This window comes from Zobellella sp. DQSA1, assembly GCF_041950555.1.
In the GTDB taxonomy this organism is placed as follows: domain Bacteria; phylum Pseudomonadota; class Gammaproteobacteria; order Enterobacterales; family Aeromonadaceae; genus Oceanimonas.
Map to the genome: position 1 here is coordinate 3,791,962 of NZ_CP169531.1, position 24,338 is coordinate 3,816,299.

The 24,338-nt window shown below is 64.3% G+C and carries 23 protein-coding genes; 8 read left to right on the plus strand and 15 right to left on the minus strand.

From position 1 onward, the window contains the following. Positions 1–124: 124 nt before the first annotated feature. The 3 genes from ACEVBK_RS18035 to ACEVBK_RS18045 are packed head-to-tail and all read left to right on the plus strand — an operon-like array spanning position 125 to position 2,000. Positions 125–535: a ketosteroid isomerase-related protein gene (locus ACEVBK_RS18035; protein ID WP_375056268.1), complete on the plus strand. Its 411-nt coding sequence runs from the start codon at positions 125–127 to the stop codon at positions 533–535. Then, positions 532–1,137, plus strand: a complete 606-nt coding sequence (locus tag ACEVBK_RS18040; protein WP_375056269.1) for a GNAT family N-acetyltransferase — start codon at positions 532–534, stop codon at positions 1,135–1,137. The genes ACEVBK_RS18035 and ACEVBK_RS18040 overlap by 4 nt, the downstream gene beginning before the upstream one ends. After that, positions 1,134–2,000 carry a carbon-nitrogen hydrolase family protein gene (locus ACEVBK_RS18045; protein WP_375056270.1) on the plus strand — a complete coding sequence of 289 codons (867 nt, stop codon included), beginning with the start codon at positions 1,134–1,136 and terminating at the stop codon, positions 1,998–2,000. Before ACEVBK_RS18040 ends, ACEVBK_RS18045 begins: the two co-directional genes overlap by 4 nt. Here ACEVBK_RS18045 and ACEVBK_RS18050 read toward each other — a convergent pair. The 7 genes from ACEVBK_RS18050 to ACEVBK_RS18080 all read right to left on the minus strand — a co-directional run bounded on the left by ACEVBK_RS18050 (position 1,997) and on the right by ACEVBK_RS18080 (position 9,437). Beyond that, positions 1,997–3,913 carry a DNA topoisomerase III gene (locus ACEVBK_RS18050; RefSeq protein ID WP_375056271.1) on the minus strand — a complete coding sequence of 639 codons (1,917 nt, stop codon included), beginning with the start codon at positions 3,911–3,913 and terminating at the stop codon, positions 1,997–1,999. The two genes, ACEVBK_RS18045 and ACEVBK_RS18050, sit on opposite strands and share 4 nt — an antisense overlap. A 55-nt stretch (positions 3,914–3,968) precedes the next feature. Then, on the minus strand, positions 3,969–4,430 hold the full coding sequence (locus tag ACEVBK_RS18055; protein WP_375056272.1) for a hypothetical protein: 462 nt from the start codon (positions 4,428–4,430) through the stop codon (positions 3,969–3,971). Between the two features lie 41 nt (positions 4,431–4,471). Then, complete coding sequence (gene msrQ / locus ACEVBK_RS18060; RefSeq protein WP_375056273.1) at positions 4,472–5,092, minus strand: protein-methionine-sulfoxide reductase heme-binding subunit MsrQ; 621 nt, start codon at positions 5,090–5,092, stop codon at positions 4,472–4,474. Then, positions 5,092–6,099, minus strand: a complete 1,008-nt coding sequence (gene msrP / locus ACEVBK_RS18065) for a protein-methionine-sulfoxide reductase catalytic subunit MsrP (protein WP_375058603.1) — start codon at positions 6,097–6,099, stop codon at positions 5,092–5,094. The genes msrQ and msrP overlap by 1 nt, the downstream gene beginning before the upstream one ends. 68 nt (positions 6,100–6,167) lie before the next feature. After that, on the minus strand, positions 6,168–7,508 hold the full coding sequence (locus tag ACEVBK_RS18070) for a sigma 54-interacting transcriptional regulator (protein ID WP_375056274.1): 1,341 nt from the start codon (positions 7,506–7,508) through the stop codon (positions 6,168–6,170). Then, positions 7,505–8,002, minus strand: a complete 498-nt coding sequence (locus ACEVBK_RS18075) for a hypothetical protein (RefSeq protein WP_375056275.1) — start codon at positions 8,000–8,002, stop codon at positions 7,505–7,507. The genes ACEVBK_RS18070 and ACEVBK_RS18075 overlap by 4 nt, the downstream gene beginning before the upstream one ends. Next, positions 7,995–9,437 (minus strand): sensor histidine kinase, encoded by a 1,443-nt coding sequence (locus ACEVBK_RS18080; protein WP_375056276.1) that lies wholly within the window; start codon positions 9,435–9,437, stop codon positions 7,995–7,997. Before ACEVBK_RS18080 ends, ACEVBK_RS18075 begins: the two co-directional genes overlap by 8 nt. Before the next feature lie 526 nt (positions 9,438–9,963). On the opposite strand from ACEVBK_RS18080, the gene ACEVBK_RS18085 reads away from it, so the two are divergent. Then, entirely contained in the window at positions 9,964–10,350 is a 387-nt protein-coding gene (locus tag ACEVBK_RS18085) for a CBS domain-containing protein (RefSeq protein WP_375058604.1), read from the plus strand. Positions 10,351–10,417: 67 nt separating this feature from the next. On the opposite strand, the gene asnA is transcribed toward ACEVBK_RS18085, so the two are convergent. Further along, positions 10,418–11,410: an aspartate--ammonia ligase gene (asnA, locus tag ACEVBK_RS18090; protein ID WP_375056277.1), complete on the minus strand. Its 993-nt coding sequence runs from the start codon at positions 11,408–11,410 to the stop codon at positions 10,418–10,420. A 143-nt stretch (positions 11,411–11,553) separates the two neighbouring features. Between asnA and asnC the strand changes: the two genes are divergently transcribed. Continuing rightward, positions 11,554–12,024, plus strand: a complete 471-nt coding sequence (gene asnC / locus ACEVBK_RS18095; protein WP_106730955.1) for a transcriptional regulator AsnC — start codon at positions 11,554–11,556, stop codon at positions 12,022–12,024. Positions 12,025–12,394: 370 nt separating this feature from the next. On the opposite strand, the gene ACEVBK_RS18100 is transcribed toward asnC, so the two are convergent. Genes ACEVBK_RS18100 through ACEVBK_RS18125 form a run of 6 tightly spaced genes read right to left on the minus strand, consistent with a single transcriptional unit; the run spans position 12,395 to position 20,033 of the window. After that, a complete protein-coding gene (locus ACEVBK_RS18100; RefSeq protein WP_375056278.1) occupies positions 12,395–13,087 on the minus strand; it encodes a winged helix-turn-helix domain-containing protein in 693 nt (230 codons plus the stop codon). A gap of 9 nt (positions 13,088–13,096) precedes the next feature. Further along, positions 13,097–13,936, minus strand: a complete 840-nt coding sequence (locus ACEVBK_RS18105; protein WP_375056279.1) for a sugar phosphate isomerase/epimerase family protein — start codon at positions 13,934–13,936, stop codon at positions 13,097–13,099. Continuing rightward, a complete protein-coding gene (locus ACEVBK_RS18110; RefSeq protein ID WP_375056280.1) occupies positions 13,933–15,252 on the minus strand; it encodes a DUF6005 family protein in 1,320 nt (439 codons plus the stop codon). The genes ACEVBK_RS18105 and ACEVBK_RS18110 overlap by 4 nt, the downstream gene beginning before the upstream one ends. Then, a complete protein-coding gene (locus ACEVBK_RS18115) occupies positions 15,252–16,526 on the minus strand; it encodes an AMP-binding protein (RefSeq protein WP_375056281.1) in 1,275 nt (424 codons plus the stop codon). The genes ACEVBK_RS18110 and ACEVBK_RS18115 overlap by 1 nt, the downstream gene beginning before the upstream one ends. Positions 16,527–16,531: 5 nt before the next feature. After that, positions 16,532–18,247 carry an IucA/IucC family protein gene (locus tag ACEVBK_RS18120; protein ID WP_375056282.1) on the minus strand — a complete coding sequence of 572 codons (1,716 nt, stop codon included), beginning with the start codon at positions 18,245–18,247 and terminating at the stop codon, positions 16,532–16,534. Then, entirely contained in the window at positions 18,234–20,033 is a 1,800-nt protein-coding gene (locus ACEVBK_RS18125; protein ID WP_375056283.1) for an IucA/IucC family protein, read from the minus strand. The genes ACEVBK_RS18120 and ACEVBK_RS18125 overlap by 14 nt, the downstream gene beginning before the upstream one ends. Before the next feature lie 141 nt (positions 20,034–20,174). Here ACEVBK_RS18125 and ACEVBK_RS18130 point away from each other — a divergent pair, with 141 nt between their 5' ends. Then, complete coding sequence (locus ACEVBK_RS18130; protein WP_375056284.1) at positions 20,175–21,527, plus strand: MATE family efflux transporter; 1,353 nt, start codon at positions 20,175–20,177, stop codon at positions 21,525–21,527. 51 nt (positions 21,528–21,578) lie between these two features. Here ACEVBK_RS18130 and ACEVBK_RS18135 read toward each other — a convergent pair whose 3' ends face one another. Further along, positions 21,579–22,046: a hypothetical protein gene (locus ACEVBK_RS18135; RefSeq protein WP_375056285.1), complete on the minus strand. Its 468-nt coding sequence runs from the start codon at positions 22,044–22,046 to the stop codon at positions 21,579–21,581. A 182-nt stretch (positions 22,047–22,228) separates the two neighbouring features. Between ACEVBK_RS18135 and ACEVBK_RS18140 the strand changes: the two genes are divergently transcribed. Beyond that, positions 22,229–22,954, plus strand: a complete 726-nt coding sequence (locus tag ACEVBK_RS18140) for a response regulator (protein ID WP_375056286.1) — start codon at positions 22,229–22,231, stop codon at positions 22,952–22,954. After that, positions 22,944–24,308 carry an ATP-binding protein gene (locus ACEVBK_RS18145; RefSeq protein WP_375056287.1) on the plus strand — a complete coding sequence of 455 codons (1,365 nt, stop codon included), beginning with the start codon at positions 22,944–22,946 and terminating at the stop codon, positions 24,306–24,308. The genes ACEVBK_RS18140 and ACEVBK_RS18145 overlap by 11 nt, the downstream gene beginning before the upstream one ends. Positions 24,309–24,338 lie beyond the last annotated feature (30 nt).

Below are 24,338 nucleotides of genomic sequence, written 5' to 3' on the forward strand. Positions count from 1 at the left end.
TATCCAGCACCGCCTTTACCCAGGAGTAAAAGTGATTTACCAACTGTGGGGCAAAGCCGCCTTGATCCTGCCGTCGTTTTGACCTGAAATCGAAAGCCCTTTCGTCAACCGAGGCTGAAGCAAAATGAGCACGCAGCAAAACACCCAACTGATCCGCGATTATTACCAGGCATTCAACAACGGTGACATGGAGACCTTCCTCGGCCTGTTGAGCGACGAGGTGATCCACGACATCAACCAGGGCGGGCGGGAAACCGGCAAGGCCGCTTTCGCCGACTTCATGACGCGCATGAACCGCCACTACCGGGAACAACTGACCGATATCCAGATCATGGTCAGCGAGGACGGCAGCCGGGCCGCCGCCGAATTCGTGGTGCTGGGAGAATACCTGCATACGGATCAGGGGCTGCCCGAGGCCCGCGGTCAGCGTTACCGGCTGCCGGCCGGCGCCTTCTTCGAGATCCGGGAAAACAAGGTGGCGCGGATCAGCAACTACTACAACCTGAACGACTGGATCGCCCAGGTCGGCGGATGAAGGATTCCATTCGCATGGAAGCGGCCAGGGGAGCCGGCCTGGCCCCCTGGCTCAACGCCCTGGCCGAGTTGCGCATCCGGGTGTTCCGGGACTACCCCTACCTTTACGACGGCAGCCCGGAATACGAGATGGCCTATCTCGCCCCCTATCTGCAGTGCGAGGACAGCCTCTGTCTGCTGGCCCTGGACGGCGACAAGGTGGTGGGTGCCTCCACCGGCCTGCCCCTGGCCCGGGAGGTGGACGAGTTCAAGGCTCCCTTCCTGGCCCAGGGGCTGGCGGTGGAGGACATCTTCTACTGCGCCGAGTCGGTGCTGCTGCCGGACTATCGGGGCCTCGGCCTGTACCGCGCCTTCTTCGGGGGGCGGGAAGCCCATGCCAATAGCCTGGGCTTTACCCGGGCCGCCTTCTGCGCCGTGGTGCGCCCCGACGATCATCCCCTGAAGCCGGCCGGTTACCGTCCCCTCACCGAGGTCTGGGCCCGTTTCGGCTATCACCCCGTTGTCGGGCTGAGCACCCGGTTCCGCTGGAAGGACAGAGACCGGGCGGAGGAGACCGACAAACCCATGCAGTTTTATCTCAAAACCCTGGAGGTGCAGCCATGACTCCCGCCCTCACCCTGGCCTGTGCCCAGTATCCCATCGATTTCCTCGGCAGTTGGGGGCGTTTCGAACAGAAGCTGGATCGGCTGCTGGAAGAGGCGCTCGACCAGGGCGCCAACTTCCTGCTGCTGCCGGAATACTTCTCCATGGAGCTGGCCTCCCTGTTCGATGAAGGTGTCTACCGCTCCCTGCAGCGCCAGTTGGAGGCCATGCAGGCTCTGTTGCCCGGCTTTCTCGGCTATTTTTCCCGCCAGGCCCGGCGCCACGGCCTGCATATCCTGGCCGGTACCTTTCCCGTCCGGCGAGAAGACGGCCGCTATGTCAACCGGGCCCATCTGTTCCGTCCCGACGGCGGCCACGACTGGCAGGACAAGCTGCAGATGACGCGCTTCGAACGGGAGCAGTGGGACATCAGTCCGGGCGCGACCATCAAAGTGCTGGACACCGCCTTCGGCAAGGTGGGCGTCGCCGTCTGCTACGACAGCGAGTTCCCGCTGCTCGTACGCCGACAGGTGGAGGCCGGCGCCCGGCTGATCCTGGTGCCCAGTTGCACCGATACCGAAGCCGGCTTCAACCGGGTCAGGATCGGCAGCCAGGCCCGGGCCCTGGAAAACCAGTGTTTCGTGGCCCAATCCCCCACCATAGGGCTGGCACCCTGGTCGGAGGCGGTCGACGTCAATACCGGCCGGGCCGCCATCTACACCCCGGTGGATTACGGCTATCCCGCCGACGGCGTGCTGGCCATGGGCCGGCCCGAACAACCCGGCTGGGTGCTGGCCCGGCTGGATCTCGACGCTCTGGAGCAGGTGCGCGCCCGGGGACAGGTGTTCAACCACCGGGACTGGGACGGCCAGTTGCGCAGCTAAGCCTTTCTGCGTCGCCGCGATGCCCGCCGCGGCTTGCCGGCGGGAGCGGCCTTCAGGCCGTGGAAGGCCGCGGGGCTGACCTGGCTCATCAGGGTCGGCAGCACCGCCTCCAGCTCCGCCATAAAAGCCTGGTAGCTGCCCTCCTTGCGGCTGATGTCATCCAACGAGGCCTCCCAGCGGGCGGTCATGTCCGGGGTGGTGGCCACCTCGGGCAGGCTGCTGATCAGTTGCCGGCCCGCCCCGGTGGCGCGGATCTGCTTGCCCTCCCGGCGCAGGAAGTCACGGGTGAACAGCAGCTCGATGATGCCGGCCCGGGTCGCCTCGGTCCCCAGGCCATCGGTGTCGCGCAGTATCTTCTTGAGCCCGGGGTCGGTGACGTAGCGCGCGATGTGGGTCATGGCCGACAGCAGGGTGGCGTCGGTGAAATAACGGGGCGGCTGGGTCAGCTTGTCGAGCAGTTCGCCTTCCAGACACAGGAGCGAGTCCCCCTGCCGCAGTTCGGGCAGGGCGGGCTGCAGTTCGGGATCCTCCTCCGGCTCACGCTTGTCCGGCTGGGCGAAGAGCGTCTTCCAGCCCGGTTGCACCTGCTGGCGGGCACGGGCCAGGAAACGACCGCCGGCGATGTCGATCTCCAGCCGCCGGTCGTCGTATTCCCAGTGCGGATAGAACTGGGCCAGGTACTGACGGGCGACCAGATAATAGATGTGGCGTTCGGTCGCGGACAGCCGGTCCCCGTCCATGGCCCGGGCGGTGGGAATGATGGCGTGGTGGGCCTCCACCCGCTTGTCGTCCCACGCCTTGCCGCGCCGGGACAGATCCGCCGCCGCCAGCGCCGGGGCCAGTTCGGGACAGACCCGGGCCAGGGCCCCGGTCACGGCGCCGGCCTGGGAGAAATGCTCCTCCGGCAGGTAGCGGCAGTCGGAGCGGGGATAGGTGATGAGCTTGTGCCGTTCGTACAGGGCCTGGCAGACATCGAGCACCTGCTTGGCGCTGAGCCCAAAGCGGCGGGCGGCGTCGATCTGCAGGGCCGAGAGGTTATAGGGCAGCGGCGGCGCCTGCCGCTGGCGCTGCCGCTCGGCCCGGAGCACTCGCCCCGGCTGGCCGCCGATGCGCCGGATCACATTTTCCGCCAGGGCCCGGGACAACACCCTGCCCTCTTCGTCCTGCCAGGGCTGGCAGGCCTCGCTCGGTTGCCACTTGGCCTTGAACCGCTCGCCGCTGTCGGTCTGCAGCAGGGCCAACACCTCGTAGTAGGGTCTGGGCTCGAAGGCTTCTATCTCCCGGTCCCGACGCACCACCAGCCCCAGCACCGGGGTCTGTACCCGGCCCACCGACAGCACTCCCTGATAGCCCTGGCTCCGCCCCTGGATGGTGCACAGCCGGCTCATGTTGATACCGTAGAGCCAGTCGGCCCGGGAGCGGGCCAGGGCCGATACCGACAGGGGCACGAACTCCCGGTTGGGGCGCTGTGCGGCCAGGGCCTTTTTCACCGCATTGGGGTTGAGATCGCTGATCAAACAACGCTGTACCGCCTCCCGCCTGGCCGCGGGCACCCCGCAGTAGCTGATCACCTCGTCCACCAGCAGTTGCCCTTCGCGGTCCGGATCCCCCACGTGAACGATGCCCTCCGCCTGCTTCAGCAGCTTTTTCAGCACCGCCAACTGGCCGCGGGTCTTGGCCTTGGCCTCGAGCTTCCAGTCCCGCGGAATGATGGGCAAATGCTCCAGCCGCCACTGCTTGAAGGCGGGATCATAGGCGTCGGGCTGGGCCTGCTCCAGCAGATGGCCGATGCACCAGCTCACCACGTCGCCGTTGCCCAGACGGATAAAACCGTCACCCTTCTGGTGCGGTTTGGGCAGCACCTCGGCCAGGGCCCGGCCCAGGCTGGGCTTTTCGGCGATATAGAGGATCATGGCGGAGTCAGGTTGCTGTATGGAAACACAGGTTAACAGCAGGACAGGGCCGGCATCAATAGTCGCCCTGCAGCAGGAAATCGTCCATGGCCTCGACCAGGTAGGGCCAGTCGTCCTCCGGTACCGGCGTGGCCGGATCCTCCTCACCCTCGCCATACTCGTCCCAGTAATGGGCGCGCAGGGCCAGGGCAAAGTCGCCGTAGTCCTCGGCCAAGGCATACAACGGGCCAAACCAGACGATACGGGTCAGGCCCGCGGTAAGATCGTTGAGATATTCCACCAGGGTCTCGGGATCCGGGTACTGTTCCATCAGCAGTTCGAAACGCTCTCGGGCCACCGCGGTCTGGACTTCATCCAGCTCCCCCAATTCGGCCACATGATGCAGATAGTCGTGCAGCACATAGTGACGGGCCTGATCCTCACCGGACAGCCACTGGCAACGGGTTTCCTTGCGGCTGATCACCGACAGGGCCACACCCTCGTCGAGAAAACACAATGCCCACAACTGGTCGTCCATTCGATACTCCGGTGCTGGATAGAAACAGCCGCCAGTGTAGCCTAAAGCCGCCGGCCCTGGTAAGCCCGTTGCCACCAGCGCCCCAGCTTGTCCCGTCGCCACCACAGCAGCGCCATGCTGAGTCCGAGGTAGAGGACCGGCTCCATCCAGCCGGACTTGACCGCCCACCAGAAATGCACCGGCACCAGCAAGGCTACCAGGTAGACGCCGTTGTGCAGCTGCTGCCAGCGTCGCCCCAGCCGCCGCTGCCAGCCCTGGGTGGAGGTGACCGCCAGCAGCAGCAGGATAAGCCAGGCCATCATGCCTAGGGTGATAAAGCCGCGCTCCAGGATCTCGGCGCCGATTTGCCCCCAGGCCAGCTGCAGGTCCAGCCCCAGCCACACCAGCAGGTGCAGGCTGGCATAGCCGAAGCACCAGAGCCCCAGCAGCCGCCGCACCCGGACCAGCCCGCCCGCCTTCAGCCCCTTGGCCAGGGGCGAGACGCACAGGGTCAGCAACAGCAGGCGCAGGGCCCAGTCGCCCAGGTACTGCAGCAACTCGGGCACGGGGTCGGCGCTGAAGCGGCCGGCGGGCATCGCCCACAGCAGCCACAACAGGGGCAGAAAGGCGGCCCCGTGCAGCGCCGCCTTCACCCGGAGCAGCCCTCTGGCAGTCAGCTTCATCAGTAGAAGGCCCTCAGATCCATGCCTCGGTAGAGCGAGGCCACCTCCTCTTCGTAGCCGTTGAACATCAGGGTCGGCTGACGCTCGCTGCCGAACAGGCCCCCCTCCCCGATGACTCGTTCACTGGCCTGGCTCCAGCGCGGGTGATCCACGCTCGGGTTGACGTTGGCATAGAAGCCGTATTCATGGGCCGCCAGCCGGTTCCAGGTGGTGGGCGGCTCCTGTTCGGTCAAGGTGATGCGAACGATGGACTTGATGCCCTTGAAGCCGTATTTCCAGGGTACGACCAGCCGCACCGGGGCACCGTTCTGGGGCGGCAGCGTCTTGCCATACATGCCCACCGTCAGCAGGGTAAGGGGATGCATGGCCTCGTCCAGCCGCAACCCTTCCACATAGGGATAATCGATGCCTCCCCCCAGGAAGCGGGAAGCCTGGCCACGCATCTGCTCGGGATCGTAGAGGGTCTCGAAGGCCACGTACCTGGCCTTGGCGGTGGGCTCGGCGGCCTGGATGATCGCGGCCAGGGGCACCCCCAGCCAGGGAATGACCATGGACCAGGCCTCCACACAGCGATGCCGGTAAATACGCTCTTCCAATCGCTGTTTTTCCATCCAGGCCCAGACATCGAGGGTCTGGGGCCTGGCCACCTCCCCCCCGATGGACAGGGTCCAGGGACGGGTCTTGAAGTCCCGGGCATGGCGTGCCGGGTCCGACTTGTCGGTACCGAACTCATAGAAATTGTTGTAGCTGGCGGCAACTTTCTCGGCGGTGAGCGGCAAATCCGGCCTATGGCCGCTGGGCCGCTCGAACGGCAGGGGCACGGCCGGCTCCCCCGCCTCCGGCTTGCCACCCAGCAGGTTGCCGAGCAGGCTGGCGCTGGCAGGGCCGCTCAACGCCGCCGCGCCCAACCCCAGTCCCAGCCCCTGCAGAATCTGCCGACGCTGCTTATAGATCGCTTCCGGGGTGACCCGGTTTTCGCTCAGTGCTGATTTTTTCTTGATGTTAATCCGCATTCGGGCTCCGTCATGACCATCGGGTTCTATACAAGGAGCGCCACAAGTACGGAAAACTTTCGTCAGTCACCCTTGTCCTTGTAGGCCCCGGCCTCGATACCGTGGCGATTGAGCAACTTGTAGAAGTCGGTACGGTTGCGCCCGGCCAGCGCCGCCGCCTGGGTCACATTGCCGTCGGTCATACGCAGTACCTTGTTGAGGTACACCCGTTCGAATTCCGCCCGGGCTTCATTAAAGGTGGGAAAATGATCGCTGTTGCCCGCCAGAATACTCTCGAGCGCTTGCGGTCCTATCACCGGAGCCGATGCCAGTGCCACCGCCTGCTCCACGACATTAAGCAGTTGCCGGACATTGCCTGGCCAGCTCGCCGCCGCCAGCATCGCCAGCGCATCGGGCGAAAAACCGGTCACCTGGGTGGCATGACGCTGTTTAATCTGTTCCAGACAGTGCCGCGCCAGCAGGGGAATATCTTCCGGTCGTTCCTGCAGGGACGGCATCCGCAGGTTCACCACATTCAGACGGTAGAACAAGTCTTCCCGGAACTGCCCCTGCTCCATGGCGGTGACCAGATCCCGGTTGGTGGCGGAAAGAATGCGCACATCGGTCTTGATATTGCGGGTGCTGCCGAGCGGCCTGACCTCCTGCTGCTCCAGGGCCCGCAATAGCTTGACCTGCAGCGAAGGCGGCATGTCTCCTACTTCATCCAGAAACAGGGTGCCCCCCTGGGCGGCCAGGAAAATGCCGGGATGATCGGAAATGGCACCGGTAAAGGCCCCCTTAACGTGGCCGAACAGTTCCGACTCCAGCAACTGCTCGGGCAGGGCCCCGCAGTTGAGGGCAATAAAGGGATAATCCCGGCGCGGGCTGGCATCGTGCAGCGCCTTGGCCATCAGTTCCTTGCCGGCCCCGGAAGGCCCGGTGATCAGCACGCTGATATCCAGCGGTGCTATGCGCCGCGCCTGCTCCAGCACCGATGCCATCGCCGGGCTGCGGGTCAGGATACTGTGCTGCCACTCGTCGTCATCGGCCGGTAACGACACCGACAGCGCCTCGTTGATGGTCTTGCGCAGGGCTTCCTTGTCGATGGGCTTGGTCAGGAAGCCGAACACCCCGGAACGGGTAGCGGTGACCGCATCGGTAATGGAGCCATGTGCAGTCATGATCACCACTGGCAGCCCTACATGGCTACGCTGAATGCGTTCGAACAGCGCCAGGCCATCCATGCCATCCATCTTAAGGTCACTCAGTACCAGATCGGGCCTGTCCCGCTCCAGCAATTCCAGCGCTTCGGAACCGGAAGTGGCGGTATTGACCACGAAGCCTTCACTCTTGAGCCGCAACCCCAGCAGTTTCAGCAGGCTGGCATCATCGTCCACCAGCAGGATCTTGGCTTTACGCTTCATTGCGCCGACTCTTGATATCTGCGTTCATTAATCTGCTCGTCGATGGTCGCCAGTTCGTTGAGCTTCTGCGTCAGGCTGTTGACCTGCTGCTGCCGTTCACCCAACTGCCGATTCAGGCCCAGCAGTTCCTGGTTATAGCCCTGGTAGACCGAGAAAAACTGTTGCAACCGGGTGTTGACCCCCGGCAGCCGTTGTCGGAGCAGTTGCTGCGCCTGCTGGCGCTGGCCGGCGCTCGCCCTCGGATGACTGAGCCACAACGCCAGCCTGAGTTCATCTTCGCCCCTGGCCTGATGCAGCGCCTGGATCTTCCGCTGCCGCTCGGCATCGCTACTCTGCATGACGGTAGCGGCCAGCTCCAGCCAGTCATGCAGTTCGTCACCGCTGGCGGCCGGGCTCCAAACCGGCTCGGGTTGCCGCTGCTGAGGCAGCGAATAGGGCAGCGCACACCCGGCCAGGCTCAGAGCCAACACACCACACACCCATACTCTAGTCATTTATGATTCCTTTATCCGTGCTCCTGGGCAGAGAGAGTTCAAAACAGACCAGATCTGCCACCGAGGCATTCAGCGTCAGCCGCCCTCCCATGCTGACGGCGGCCTCCCGCGCAATACTCAATCCAATACCAGACCCTTTCAACACCCCCTTGCGCTCCTGGCTGCCCTGTACAAAGGGCTCGAAAATCCGCTCTCGGTCCCGCTCGGGTATGGGCTGTCCGCTATTGGCGACACTCAGGTAATAACCCTGGGTCAGCGCCTTGGCTTCAATCCGGATCTGGCCACCAACATCCCCGTAATTTACCGCATTGGAGATCAGATTATCCAACACCAGTTTGAGCCGGTGGCCATCCGCCAGGGGGGGGGCTTCATCCAGATCCAGGCTGACCCGCAGCGCCTTGTTTTCAATGGTCAGGCGATGGGCTTCCAGGCTCTGCTCCAGCAGGGGGCGCACCGCCACGGCTTCCTGGTATACCTGTACCTGCTGCACCCTGTTGTAATCGAGCAGTTGTTCGATCAGTCCCTGCAGGCGATAGCTGTTGTGCACCAGCAGCTCGCAGATTTCTTCCTGCTCGGGAGTGAGCGGCCCGGTGACCTTCTCCGCGAGCAGGTCGGCCCCTTCCCGCAGGCTGGCCAACGGGGTTTTCAACTCATGGGAGAGATGGCGCAGGAACTGCAGCTTCTGCGCTTCCAGCTCCCGCAGCCGCTGGTGCAGCCACTGTAACCGCTCCCCCAGCTCCACCAGTTCGGCCGGCCCCCGAATCGGACGTTCGTCCGGCTCGATGCCCGCCCCCAGGCTCAGGATACGGCTTTCCAGCTGGCGTACCGGGCGGATGATCAGGTAGGTAAAGAGCAACACCAGCAGCAGGCTGGCGCCACCCAGGGCCGCACTCAGTGCCCACAGCTGCTGACGCACCTGAATCACGTGTTCCCGCACCTGCTGGATACGCACATCGATCTGCTCCCGGGTCAGCTTGTCCAACGCCAATGTCCCCTGGTTGAAGACGTCGAACACCACCACCTGCTCGCGGATCTGCTCGCCACTGGCCTGGGCCAGATCCACCAGGTAGACCAGCTGTTGCTGCAACTCGTCGGCCAGTGCCCCCGCCTCTATCACCTTCAGCAGGTTCTCCAGCTCCTGCCGATAACGCTCCAGCAGGCGCAGATAAGACAGCCGCAGTTCAGGATTCTCCAGCACCGCATAGCGGCGAATGGTCCGTTCCATATCCAGCGCCAGATCATTCATGTCCGATGCGCGCCGGGTATCCACCACCGCGCTCTCGATGCCGTCCTGAGCCAGCAGGATCACCTGCTCCAGGCTGCGGCTGTTCTGGATCACCAGCAGGATCAGCGGCAACAGCACCAGGGTAAAGGCAATCAGCACCAACCTCAGCAGGGAACGGGGGGCAAAGCCCCTGACCGCTTTTGACATCATCCACATACTCGTCGACCACAGAGGGGAACAGGATAACAAAAGCGCCGCCGCGCCAGATAAAAAAAACCGGTCGGGAGACGACCGGTATTAAAAGAAGTACAGAATGTGCATCCTTGCACGTCCGACACACTCTCATGCCGCGGGGGCGGCAGTATCAGACACCCAATAACAAGCAAATTCAGGGCCAAAAACACAAAATTATTTATATTCAACAACTTAATAAATTGCCGAGCGATTCACCCCCTTGAAACTGTTGCAATAAAGAGACACATTTCCCATCGAAAAGAAAATTATCAATATAAACAAACAGTTAAAGTGTCTCTTTTTTAATACAATCGTCTCGAGCAGCCTTCTCCCGATCACTCCCGTCGTTATCCCGCCACTAAAATACGCTATGCTGATAAGGAGTCGAGACGGAGGCTATCAATCATCCAGGCAGCACCGATTGGATCACCGATAAAAAGGATGCCACACTCGGCTTATCAAGTACTTAAGGAGAATGGCCATGGCAACAGTAAACCAAATTATGCGACACAGCCTACCCATGCTGACAGCGGACATGTCAATTTCCGAGGCGCTGGACCGAATGCTGGAGTCCGGCCTGAGCGGTCTGCCGGTGGTAACCCCCCAGCGACACATTATCGGCTTCCTGTCGGAACAGGACTGCATCCCCGCCCTGATCAACGCCAACTATCACTGTGACAGCCGATCCAAGGTGAGCGACCTGATGCGCACCGAACCGCTGACGGTCACCCCGGATACCGATGTATTCGAACTGGCCCGCATCATGGGGGGCGCCAAGCCTAAGCTCTATCCGGTGGTCGAAGGCAAGAAGGTCATCGGCATAGTGACCCGCCACCAGGTGATGAGCTTTCTCAATAATCAGTTGAAAACCTGCCAGGCCACCTACTGAGCCGGCAGCAACAAGAAGGGCGCCGAGGCGCCCTTCTTGTTGTGAAAAAAGCCGAAGTGACAAAGGATCAGAGCAGGCCGTCGACCGATTCGCTCAGGGCTGCAGGCCAGACCCCGCACTGTACCTGACCGATATGGCCGAGCTGCAACAGCAGCATGGCCAGCCGCGATTGGCCGATACCGCCGCCGATGGTCTGGGGCAGCTCTCCCGCCAGCAGCGCCTGATGCCACTCTTGTTCGGCCCTGTCTTCATGGCCGGTCAGGGCCAGTTGGCGGCGCAAGGCATCCTGATCCACACGGATGCCCATGGAAGAAATCTCGAAGGCATCTTCCAGCACCGGGTTCCACACCAGGATATCGCCGTTCAGGCCGGCCAGGCCGTCCCTGCCTTCGCTGGACCAGTCGTCGTAGTCCGGGGCACGAACATCATGGATCTCGCCATGGCTCAACTTGCCGCCGATGCCCACCAGGAACACCGCCCCCAGCTCCTTGGTGATAGCCCGCTCCCGTCCCTTGGCGTCCAGATCCGGATAGCGAGCCAACAACTCTTCCGCGTGCAGCACCTGGATGTGCTCCGGCAGGAAAGGGGTGAGGCCGAACTCGGCGGCGGCAGCCTGTTCGGTACGCTGGATGGCGCCGTAAATACGTTTGACGGTCGCCGCCAGGAAATCCGCATGGCGGTCTTCGGCGGTCATCACCAGCTCCCAGTCCCACTGGTCTACATAGACGGAATGGATAGGGCTCAGCCGGTCTTCGTCCGGACGCAGTGCCTTCATGTGGGTATAAATACCCTCACCCGGCTCGAAGCCGAAGCGGGCCAGGGTATGGCGCTTCCATTTGGCCAGGGAGTGCACCACCTCGAAGGTTGCGGCGGGGATGCTCTTCACCTTCACCTGCACCGCTTTTTCGGAGCCGGACAGGTTGTCCTGCATGCCGTCGCCGAGGCGGCTGAGAATCGGGGCCTGCACCTCCAGCAGATTCAGTTGCTGGGCCAGTTGACCGGAGAAATACTCCTTCACGAAACGGATCTGGCGTTGGCGTTCAATATAGGCTTGCTTCATCTCATCCCACCTGGGCTTGCTGATTGGTTTTGCAGGATAATCAGGGAGGCGAACCAGGAATTCAATATCATGTAGAAAAATCTCCACTTTTAATCTACATTCATCAAAAACAACGGCTAAAACTGCAGGATAATCATAATTCCATGGAAAAAGGCGACTTTCATTACCGGATCGATAATCTGGACAAATCCATCCTGATGGCACTGATGGACAACGCCCGGGTGCCCTACGCGGAGCTGGCCAAACGCTTCGAGGTCAGCCCCGGCACCATTCACGTACGGGTAGAAAAAATGAAGCAGGCGGGCATCATCGAAGGTACTAGGGTACAGGTGAATCCCAAAAAACTGGGCTACGATGTCTGCTGTTTTATCGGCATCATCCTGAAGAGCGCCCGGGACTACCCCCAGGCGCTGGCCAAGCTGGCACAGCTGGAGGAGGTGGTGGAGGCCTACTACACCACCGGTCATTACAACATTTTCATCAAGGTGATGACCCGCTCCATCGACGAACTGCAGCGGGTGCTGATCAACCGGTTGCAGCCCATCGACGAAATCCAGTCCACCGAGACCCTGATTTCGCTGCAGCAGCCGATCGACCGGGATGTTACCCCCTGAGTCAGGACGGCCAGCCGAGCACCAGTTGATCGCGGCGGGCGAAACGATAGTGATCACCGCCTTCAGTTTTTCGAGCCGCGCCTCGGTGGCGGCACTACAGGCGATGGTCCATGTCGGTGTAATGGGTACTTTGCGTCTGGGCCGCGGGCACCGCACGCAGACACGCCTTGCCCTCCTCCTTGGGGCCATCCCTGGCACAGAGGGTCTGCTTGGCGGTCCCCCCGCGGTCTTGATTGATCGACTCTCCGGAACAGCTATTTAGTCATTGGGAATAAACACCTATTTATTGATAGCGATTTCCATATGCTTGCTTATTCTCACTATTGTCACTAAACCGGTTAATGTCTCTTACAATGGTCGCCGGTGCCGTTCAGCTGAAGCCGTAGCCCCGACCGTGCACCGTCTTCAGCCGCTCCGGCGCCAGCCCCGCCTCCGCCAGCTTGCGCCGCACCCGGCACAGGTGCATGTCCAGGCTGCGATCGTCGGCGCTGAACGGTTTTTCCAGCACCTGGCGGTAAAGGAAGGGCTTGTCCAGCACCTGATCCCGGTGCGCCACCAGGATCCACAACAGTCGGAACTGGATGGGGGTCAGGGCCACCGGCGACTGATCGACGGTCACCCGCATCTGCTGGCGCTCCAGGCTGAGGCTGTCCGCCTGCAGTACCCGGGCAGGCAGGCCCGGGCCCGGCGGGTAGCGGCGCAGCAGGGCCAGAATGCGCAGGTGGCATTCCTCCACATCCGCTGGCGCGGACAGCACGTCATCGGCGCCCCGGGCCAGGGCGGCAATACGCCCCGCCGCCGAACCGGAGGCTTCGATCGCCAGCAAGGGTCGGCCGCTCAGTTGGCGGAACTGGTGCAACAGGGCCGGCCCCGCTTCCCCAACGGGCAGGCATACCACCGTCAGCAGCGGCTCACGGCCGTCCAGCGCCGCCAGCGTATCCGGAATGGGACAGAGCACGGGGGCGTGCCCGCCCTGCCGCAGGCGCAGCATCAGCGCACAGGAGAAGCGGTCCTCCCCCATCGCCAGCATGATGGCATCGGTAATCACCGGGTTCTGCCGCATCCTTCCTCCTTATCCGCAGGCGGCCAACGAGCGGGTCTGCCGGGCCAGGCCGGCGATGACCCGGCGATCCCGGCGCAATACCTCGAAGCTGTCGTGTCCGAACCACTCCAGGGAGGCCGCCACTCCCGGTTCTTCCAGCAGCGGGGCCAGGAAGGCCCGATAGTCCAGTTGTCCCTCGAACAGCGGCACCATGCCCTCGCGGCTGCCGGCGGCGGCATAGACATTGGCCGGGTTGAACACCGCCAGTTCGCCGCGTGATCGCACATTCTTGAGGTGGAAGTAATCCACATGGGGGCGAAGCCGGCGCAGCAGGGCCTGCGGATCGTCCCCTCCTTCCCACACATGCAGGGTGTCGAAATTGAGCCGGAACGCCGGATGATCCACCTCCTCAAGCAGCCGCAGGGTAGACTCGCCCCCATCCGCCAGGGTGCCAGGATGGGTTTCCACCAGCAGCGCCAGGCCATGATCCGCGGCGATGATGCTCTGCTCCCGCAGGCTGGCCACGATGACGGCCCGCTCCGCCGGTGAGGTGTCCCGACTGCCCTGGCGGCCGGCGAAGGTACGGATACGTGGTGCCCGCCAGTGCCGGGCCAGGGCGCACAGGGACTGAGCCTGTTGCCGTATGGCCCGCGCCGGTCCCTCGGTCGGCAGGTAGTCGCTGAGCATGGGTACCTCCAGCCCGAAGGCCGCCAGCCAGTCACCGTTGTAGTGCGGCTGGTCGGCCAGGTTGCGGGCATGGACGCCCCACAGCTCTATGCCCTGGAACTGGTTAGCCTGGGCCCAGATCGCCAGCTCCGCCAGCGAGATCAGTTGATGACGAAAGGTAATGGTGCACAGTGCCAGTTTCATAGGGTCGCCTCCAGTCTGGTCTCGAGAACGCCGGCGGCCGTTGCCGGCGCCAGGCCATGATGGGCGCACCAGTCGGCAAACACCGCCGCCAACCGGCGCTTGAGCCGGAACTCGATCTTGTCCAACTGGTCGAGCCGGCGTTCGATGGCCGGCACCAGGCCGGAATCGCCGCTCTGGCCCAACTTCATCAGTTGGTAATGCAGCGCCTTGAACCCCTGGATCAGGCTTTCTATCTGTTCGCACCAGTATTCGAAGTCGGCGTCCGCCAGCCCAAGCTCCCGCCAGAAGAAGGCGAAGCCGTGCTCATAAGCGTACTTGCGCATCGAGATCACCGGTAGCTCGCGCAGGGCATGGCCCAGTTCGCCCAGACGAATCCCGTCGGTGCTGTTCAGGTGGGCGCCGAGGATGCGCCGGACCCCGTCGGTCAGCTCGTTGTGCCCGGGCCTGAAACAGGCCAGAAAGTAGTCGCGCACCAACGCCGGGGCCGGCATCCGCGCCAGCCGGCGATCGAAACACCAGCCGCCGGCCACGGCAGGCTGATCCACCGCCTGCAGGATACGCGCACGCGGCAGTTCGCCCTCCCAGCGGTAGTCCGGGTCACGCATCATCCACATGTCCGGATCTTCGGTGGCCTCCAGCAGCACATAGTGCGGGAAGGGATTCTGGTTGAATTTGTTCTCCCGTTCCGGCAGTTGGTAGAGATCGAGCATCACCATCACCGAACCGGTAGCCGGCCGCCGTGCCACCAGTTCGCACAGGGTGGCGATGTTGTCGGCCTTGCTATCCTCCGGCCGGTACCACTGCTGCAGCCGGACGCCGTACAGCCGCTCAAACCAGTAGCGGAAAAAGTCGTGGTTGATCGAGGGCGCGTGGTAGTTCAGTACCCAGCCCGGCTCGATGGCGAAATCCGCATCCCACACCGAAAAGTAATAGGGCCGGTGATCGACGCCCGCCTGCTTGAGGGCGTCGCAGACACAGCTGACGAAACAGTGCACCTTGATATCGACATAGTCCTCGCCGTGCACTCCCACCCCGATCGGGGCCGGCGGGCTGGGTGGATCTCCGGCCCCGTGGTGCCGGCCGAGAAAGGCGGCCAGGCCGGCGACGGTTTCGAAGTCGTCCCGGCTGAAGGCGTCTTCCGGTATGCAAAAGCCCCAGTCCAGCTCCAGGTGCATCAGCAACTGGAGCACCTGTACCGAGTCGAGATAGAGATCTTCGTTGAGCCGTGCCTCTGGGCCGAAGCCGGCCAGGTGCGGATGAGCCAGGGTATCGTGCAACACCCGGTGAATGGCGGTGATGATCAGTTGCGGCTCCATCAGCCCTCCCCGGTCTCGGTCAGGGCCAGTTCGCCGGCCTCGAGCCGGGCCGCCACCTCGCGCCGGCTAATCTTGCCGTTGGCCTGGCGGGCGATGTCGCGCACCTGCACCATCTCCGCCGGTATCTGGTGGCGGCCCAGGCGGTCCAGGCACCAGTCCCGCAGGGCGGCGGGCGCCACCGCCCGATCCGCACTGAACAGCAGGCAGACCCGTTCGCCGGCGAAGGGATCGGCCTTGCGCAGCACCACGGCGTCGCGGATGCCGTCCATCGCCATCACCACGTCCTCCACCTCCTGGGGATAAACGTTCAGTCCCGCCACATTGATGGTGTCGTCGAGCCGGGCGACGAACACTAGCATGCCGTCGGCCCGGCGGTAACCGAGATCCCGGGTATGGATGAGGCCGTCCTCGCCTTCGAACACCAGCTCCGCCGGCGCCGCGGGGCCAGGCGCACCAACCAGCGTCAGGTGGGGCAGCACAACGCCGATATCGGTGGCCGCGCCCACCGCCGGGTTGATGGCGATGCAGCCGGCCTCGGAACAGCCATACTGCTGGAACAGATGCTCGGTGCCGGCCTTGAGGGCCTGGAACCAGGGCCCAGGCAGCACGGTGCCCGAGGTCATCACCGCATGCAGCCGCTCCCCCCTGGGCAGCAGCCGGCACAGAGTATTGAGCATCGCCGGCGAGGAATACAGCAGCGGCTTGGGCACCTCGCGCAGCCGCCGCAGCAGGTATTTGGGATTAAGGTTGTCGACGACCACCGGTACCTGCCCCCGGCGCAGCGCCACCAGCAGGCCGGCGATCAGGCCGTAGGAGTGGGTTACCGGGCAGGCGATCACCGCCGTCATCGCTTCGGGCTCACGAAAAGCACGCACATAGCTGTCCAGCTCGGCATCGATGCTGCTCCAGCGTCGGGCGATGCACTTGGGCTCGCCAGTGGTGCCGGAACTCATCTGCAGCAGCTCGCCGCCGGGGGACGGGGTGATGCCGCCTTCCAGCACTTCCGCCTCCAGGTCGTGATAGAACAGGCGATGGCAACCGGCGCGCCGGGCCAGTCGCCGGGCCGCCTCCCGCGGCAGCTCCGGATGCAGGGGTAGCACGCTGCCGCCCGCCTCGCGCAGATAGAAGAACAGCGCCAACCAGTCCGCCGTCGCCGGCAGGCACACCGCGTAACGATAACGCCGGCAGCCGGCCAGGGCCGGCAGGGTGGCAAAGCGGCGGGAAGCCGCGACGAAATGGGCTTCATCAAAAAATTGATCATTTACATACAGCATGGGATTCAACTCTCGTGATCCTGTTCCGGGCACAGCGGATTGCTGACCAGGTGGTGGTATTCCACCCGGTTACCGGACAGCTTGCGGGTCAACAGGGATTCGGCGTAAAGCTCGCGGGCGTTGTGACGCAGCGCACGCTGGCGCACCTGCAGGTCGTGTTCGATGGCATAGGCTTCCAGCCGGGTTGCCAGCCGCGACCAGAAGTGCGGTTCCGGCAGGCCGCAGTGGCGTTCGAGCAGGTGCGACACCTCGCTCAGGTTAAACACGAACAGGGTGTCCATCACCAGTTCGCGCAACAGTTCCAGGCTTTCCATCCAGTAATACTGGTTCGGGGCCGCATCCCGGTAGCAGGAGTCCAGGCTCATGAAGTCGGGCACCCGCCCCGGCTCCCGCAGGAAGCCGGGCACGTATTCCACGCTTTCGTGAAAATCGCGCAGCACCAGCCGTACCGGCCAGCCCCGGTCGTGGATCAGCACCATGTTCTGGCCATGGGCTTCCAGGGCGATACCGTGGGCCACCAGCAGGTGCCAGACCGGCAGCACCGCCACGTCGAACAGCCGATCGAGCCAGGACTCCAGGCCGTGCCGCGCCAGCCAGTCGGCGACGAAGGGGCGACCGTCGTGCTCCAACATCATCAGGGCATTGAAGGGCACCGCCTGCTCGCCACTGCCCAGCAACGGCGTCAGGCTCCGCCGCCAGATGGCGGCGAGCTGGCCCTGGTCGTCGGCGATGATGCCGGCATACTCGGCCAGCAACACCAACGGATAGCGTTCACTCAGCAGCGGATCCGAAGCCACCACCGCGTTCAGCCAGTGCGAAATCGGCGGCGCACTGCACACCGAATGCGGGGCGATGGTCCGCCGCGACGAGGTGTTCACCATGTCCATCGCCAGCTTGATGTTGGCCTGGTGGGGCCGGTCCGCGTTGAACAGGGTGCGTACCGACTGGCTGGCCCGGTAGTGATCCCCGGCGGCGCCGAGGAAGTGGTAGTGGCCATCCGCCAGCCCCTCGGCCAGCAGGCCGTCGCGCAGGCGCTGCCACTGCCAGGGATGCAGCGGCAGCAGGCCGTGGCTGTCCCAGCCGCCGCCCTGGCCGTGTAACCGGGTCGACAGCCGATCCCAGGTCTCGCCGCCGAGTTCGGCCAGCCAGAACTCGGCCTCGCCGCCCGGTAGCGCCTGGCGCAGCCGGCTCCGTTCCACCGCCAGCCACACCAGTTGGAAGCGCTCGCCGGCTTCGGGGCCGTAACGCCGGTGGTCATCCTCGGAGAAGCCGGTGCGTGCCTTGAAACAGGGATGGTAAGGGTGGCCCTCGTCGAGGGCAGCCTCCAGTTCCGCAAATGCCAGCCGGCGCCGTGACGAGGACGGCACCAGGTGCCGCCGGTTCCAGCGGCACAGCCGAACTGTCTGCTCCAGCTCCGCCATCAGTTGCCGGCGCACCGGCTCCAGAGCCGGCAGCGCGATGAGCAGCGCCAACAGATCGGCCGCTTGCCAATGGTTCCCGTCGCGCACCTGCAGGCTGCCGGCGACGATGCGCACCCGGCCGAAGGCGCCGATACAGGCCCGGCAGCGGAAGTGAAGATCGCGCAAGGTCCAACACAGGTAGCGTTCGCCGGCCATCTGCTGCCAACTGGCGACCACCCGTTTTTCAAACAACAGGGCCTCGACCAACTGCCGCATCACCCGCTCTTCCGGCCGGTCGACTTTCTCTTCAGGCAACGGCATGGGTTACCTCCCGGGAGTGGCGCCGGCGCCAGTGCCACAGCGGATTGACCAGCTCGGTGTAGATAGCCTGCTCGTTGTCGGCGTCCAGCTCATCCACGTCGTAGAGCCGGGTCAGCAGGTTGCCCTTGGCCGGTATGGTCGGGCGGTGCAGCAGCGACTCGGCGAAGTCACGGCCGGCACCACAAAGGCGTTCCGCCAGCCGTTCCAGTCGGCGGTGCAGCAGGGCCAGCAGATCCGCTTCCTCGATCAGCTGGTCGTTGCCCATGCGGCTGATGATGGCGCAGACCTGGTTTACTATCAGGTAGTAGGCGAAGCGATCCCGGATTTCATCGTCCGGGTAGTAAAGGGCGGCGATCTGCGCCGCCTCCGGCGCCAGCCGGTCGAGGCTGTCCCGGTAGCGCTCCGACAGGTAATACCCCTGGTTGTCCCGGTAGTAGTAGGCGGCGGGGTAGCCACCCGCTACGTCGAGCAGGCTATTCTGCTGGTGCGCTTCGAGGGCGATACCCTGTTCGTCATACAGGCGGATCAGCGGCTCCAGCGCACAGTCCAGGTAGCGCTCGAACCAGCGACGGCACACCGTCGCCAGTTCGTCGCCATCGCGCCGGGCGATGTCGCCCAGCAGCCGGGCCAACCGCGACGGCTCACCCGGCAGGGGATCGGCGGTCAGCGCCGCCAAGGTGCTGACGCCCCGCTCTTTTCCCCCGGTGAAGGGGTTGTCGCGCAGTATCACCTCGAAGCCGCTTTCCTCGCGGCCGGGCAAGTCCAGGGTGATATAGGCCGGATCCTGGATCATGCGAAAGGCCGGGTAGCGTCGGCAGAAGCCGGTGCGAACCAGCAGCCGGTCCATCATCACCCCGGCGTCGAGCTCGTGACGGCGATTGCGGCGCAGCGAATTGGTGATCCGGACCGGGATGGAAAACTTGACCATCCAGGGCAGTTGCGGATGGTACAGGGTACGCACCGAAGAGGTGGCGGAAAACGCGGGGCCCGCCGGCCCCAGGTAGCACAGCCGGCCGTCGGCCAGCAGCGCCTGTACCGCCGGATCCAGCAGCAGGGCCTGGGCCTGGAGCGGGTGCATCGGCAACAGCTGTTTGCCGTCCGTGCGCACCAGCCGGTCGCCGTCCGCTCCGAGCAGCGTCGCCACCATCGCGGGCGCCGGAGCCGACCGGGCCGAGCGATGCCGGACCAAGCCCGCATCGGCGGCAAAGTAATGCAGGGCGAAACGGCCCCCGAGCTCGGGAGCATAGGTTGCCTGCTGCCAGTCGGTCATGCCCTGGCGGCTTTTGGGGGTCGGGTGCAACCAGTGGCCGAACAGCACCGCCTGCTCGGCAGCGATAAAGGTTTCCGCCTCTTGCAGGTGCCGCGGCCGGGCGGCCACGTAGGCCGCCATCAGCCGGTAGCTGTCGGTCAGCCGGTGCAGCAATTCCAGCTCGCGTCCGCGCAACTGCTCGGTGTTGCCCTGGCAGAAGCCCCGGTAGATTTCGTGTACCAGCATCAGCACGGCGGCGAAGGGCTCTATCGGCCGCCAGCCGTCCTCCCGGCTGCGGCGCAGCCACAACCGGCCAAAGCCGTGGCAGCCGGTGAGGGAACGGTAGCTCAATTCGGCCCGCAGTGCGGCCTGGTGGCTGGCCAGCGGCAATTCGATACAGTCGATAGTCACCGGCCGGCTGTGGCCTGCCCCGGCCACGTGGCCGCAGTCGATGCCCGATTCGACTTCTCGCAAGTAGCAGTTGAGAAAGGCTCTCAGGGTAGCCTGTTCAGCGATATACCGTGATGATGTGCTCATCCTTTAACCTTGTCTGTCCGATGGTCGGTTTCATGCTTTCGTTTGGCAAGCATACGGAGTAAAGTACGCAACGCAACAATCTGCATGATAATTATTTTCATTTCTATATGTGTTACATATGTTACACCCAAGGAGCCCGCCATGTCCGTTGCTGAAGCCGGTAATCCCATGGTGCAGGCGCCCGTGCCCGCGCTGTTTTTCCGCTTCGCCGGACATGCCCTGCTCAGCCTGCTGGCGATCACCAGTGCGTCCCTGGTTGACGGCCTCTTTGTCGGCAACCTGGTCGGGGCCGATGCGCTGGCTGCCGTCACCCTGCTGGTACCTTATTTCACCCTGCTGTTCGCCCTGGCCCTGATCCTGGCCATCGGCGGTTCGGTGCGGGCGGGGCATCACCTCGGTACCGGCAACGACGCGGCGGCCAGCCGGCTGTTCGGCGCCGCCCTGCTCACAGTACTGCTACTGACAGTGCTGGCCGGCGGCATCGTGACCCTGTGGCAACCGCTGCTGTTCGATCTGCTGGGTGCCCCCGGGCGGCTGCGGGGGCTGATGGCGGACTACCTGAGGATCATGAACCTGGCGCTGGTGGTCCAGCTCGCCACCCTGGTGACCTACTACTTTATTCGTACCGACGGCCAGCCCGGGCTGGCCACCCGGGCACTGGTAACCGGAGCCCTGTGCAACATGCTGCTCAACGGGCTGCTGGTGGGGTTGTTCGGCCTGGGCCTGGCGGGAGCCGCCTGGGCCACCCTGCTGGCCCAACTGGTACAGGCGGTGCTGATCGCCGGCTATTTTCGCCGGCCGGAGCGCGCCCTGAGGCCGAGGCTGGACCGCTATCCCTGGCGCGAGATGAAGGCGGCGCTGACCAACGGCCTGTCGGAAGGGGTCAATGAAGTGTCGGTAGGTGTGGTGATCTGGCTGATCAACCGGCTGATGATCGGCGCCGTCGGCGCCGACGGCGTAGCCGCCTTCAGTATCATCAACTATCTGATTTTTGCCGGGGTGATGCTCTGCTACGGCATCGTCGACGGCGTGCATCCCCTGGTCAGCCACAATCATGGCGCCGGCCGGCCGGAGCGGGTGCGCCAGGTGGTCCGGTTGGCGGCGCTGACGCTGGCAGCCCTGGCGTTGCTGATGACGGCCCTGCTGCTGCTGGCCGGGCCCCGGCTCCCGGCGTTGTTTCTCGGCCCGGACGAGCAGGACACCATCACCCTGGCCGCCGGCTACCTGGCCCTCATCTGGCCGCTGTTCCTGTTCAACGGCTTCAACATGCTGATCGCAGTGACCTTTACCGCCCTGCAGCGGCCCCTGCCCTCCGCCTTGATCGCCTTTAGCCGGGGCCTGGTGCTGCCGGTGGGCCTGATGCTGTGGCTGGCCAGCGCCTTTCCGGACCATCCCTTCCTGCTGGCACTGCCGTTGGCCGAAGCCCTGACCCTGCTGCTGGCGCTGGCGCTGGCGGCCCAGACCCGCCGGCCGGCGCGGTCAGGCGCGGCATAAACGGCAAAGGGCGCCGAAGCGCCCTTTGCCGTCATACCGCATTTGCGGGTGTTACCCCTGCAGCTTGCCCAGGGTCTCCTGCATCAGCTTGAGCCGCTGCTGCTTGAGCCGGCTGTCGGCGGCGATCTTCTCCAGGGTAGCGGCCTTGAGATCCGCATCCCCGATGGCTTGCGCCTTGCTTTCCGCCATCATCTTGTGCAGCAGCATCTGCTGCTCCATGGACGCCAGCTTCGCCCGGTGGCTGGCGATAAACTGGGCCTTGAGCTCGGGGCTTTCCAGCTTTTCCAGGCGCTCGGAAAGACGCTGTTCGAAACGGGCCGGATCCATCATCCGCCCCCCCTGGTGCTTGCCGTGACGGCCTTCCTTCATGCCCGCCCGTGGGCCGCAGTCTTCCTTCATCTGCCCTTTCTGCCAGCCGGAACCGGGCTGGCCTTCGGCCGCCGTATTGGCGGCGCTGACCAGGGCCGGCGCGGCGAGCAGGGTAGCGGTGAGAACCAAGGCGCTGTGTCGAATTTTCATAATCAATTTCCTCTTGGGTACGATGATTTCGCCATCAAGTAAAACAGCCCCCTGTCAGCAAACTGTGTCGTCACCCGCCTTTTTTGTAGCAAAGTGTGACGGCCGTGGCCGCTGACATACTTTGACATCATTTCCCCTTTGAAGGGGCTTATACTGGCGGAGTCACGGCAAGAGGAAAGACGATGAACAAAGGCAGGCAGTTGCTGGTGGTGGACGACCACGGTGAAATCCGCGATTTGCTGAAGCGCTTCCTGGAGCAGCACGGCTACCAGGTGCACGGGGTGCGCGACGGGCGGGAAATGCGCCAGTACCTGGAGCGCCACGGCGTCGATCTCATCATCCTCGATTTGATGCTACCCGGAGACGACGGCCTCTCGCTGTGCCGGGAACTGCGCGGCCAGGGCAGTAATGTGCCCATCATCATGCTCACCGCCATGGGCGAGGATACCGATCGCATCGTCGGCCTGGAAATGGGCGCCGACGACTACCTGCCCAAGCCCTTCAACCCGCGCGAGCTGCTGGCCCGCATCAAGGCGGTGCTGCGCCGCAACCCGGAGCCGGGCCAGCCGGCCGGGGAAGAGGAGCCGAAGAAGATCCTCTTCAATCACTGGACCCTGGATCTGGCCCGGCGGGAGCTGGTCGACGACAAGGGGGTGACCATCAGCCTGAGCACCGCCGAGTTCGACCTGCTGCGGGTCTTTATCCGCCACCCCAACCGGGTGCTGAGCCGGGACCAGTTGCTGGATCTGGCCCGGGGCCGGGAGGCCCAGGCCTTCGACCGGGCCATCGACACCCTGGTCAGCCGGCTGCGGCGCAAGCTCGAGCCCGACTCCAAAAACCCCCAGCTCATCAAGACCATCTGGGGCGGCGGCTACATGCTGGTGGCCGAGATCAGCCATGGGGATTAAACGCCTGCGCTACTGGCTCGGCAGCCTCGCCGGCCAGGTGATACTGGTGGCCCTGTTCGCCCTGGTGCTGATCCAGCTGGTCGGGGTGCAGATCTACCGGGTGGAGCGCGAAGAGGCGCTGGGCCTGGTCAACAGCCGCTTTACCCTGCAGCGGCTGATCGCGGTCACCCGGTTGCTCAACCAGTCGCCGCCCGGGCTGCACCAGGAAATACTGCGCGCCAGCCGCAGCGAGACCCTGCTGCTGACCATCGATGGCACCCCGCCCAGCGCCGGTGAACGCAGCGGCAACTTCGAGCGCATCGTGCGTAATAAGCTTGGCTATCCCGCCGCCCTCGACATCCATATCAGCGCCGAAACCCGCGACGGCCGTCCCGACTGGCCACCTCGGGAGCAGCGCCCCCATCGCCACCCACCCCGGCACGACATCCGCCTCTACGGCACCATCGAACTGGCCGACGGTCGCTGGCTTATCTTCACCTCCCTGGTCGACCGGGAGACGCCCGAGTGGTCCGCCAAGGCGATACTGTCCCTGACGCTGCTCGCCGCCCTGCTCGCCGGCCTGATGATCTGGCTGCTGCAGCGCACCACCCGCCCCCTGAAGGAGCTGTCCCGCCAGGCCGAACGGCTGGGCCGGGGCGATAAGGCCGAGCCCATCGCCGAAACCGGCCCCCGGGAGATACGGGAAACCCTGTCCGCCTTCAACCGTATGCAGGACCGGCTGGATCGCTTCGTGTCCGACCGTACCCGCATGCTGGCGGCCATCTCCCACGATCTGCGCACCCCCATCACCACCCTGTTGCTGCGCAGCGAATTCCTGCCCGAGGGGGAAGATAAACAGAAGCTGCAGGACGGCCTGCGCCAGATGGAGCAGATGCTTAATGCCACCCTGCAGTTCGCCCGGGAAGACGGCCTGGCCGAGCCGGTACGGGATCTGGACGTGCCGAGCCTGCTGGAAAGCCTGTGCGACGATCTGCAGGACAACGGCCACGGGGTCAGCCTGGAAGAGCCGCCTCCCATTATCTACCGCTGCCGCCCCACCGCCCTGCGCCGAGCCCTGCAAAACCTGCTGGAAAACGGGGTCAAATACGGTGGCCGGGTGGAGGTGCGGCTGCTGGACGGCGAGGACGCCATCCGCATCCTGGTTCGCGACTTCGGCCCCGGCATCCCCGAGGAACAGTTGGAAGAGGTGTTCAAACCCTTTATCCGGCTGGACAGCGCCCGCAACCTGGAGGACGGCAGCGTCGGCCTGGGCCTGGCCATCGCCCGCACCCTGATCCACCAGCATGGCGGCGAACTGAGCCTGGCCAACCATGCTCGGGGCGGCCTGCTGGCAACAGTGATCCTGCCCCGCTGACGGCTTTACAGCCAGGGTGAAACTGCCTAG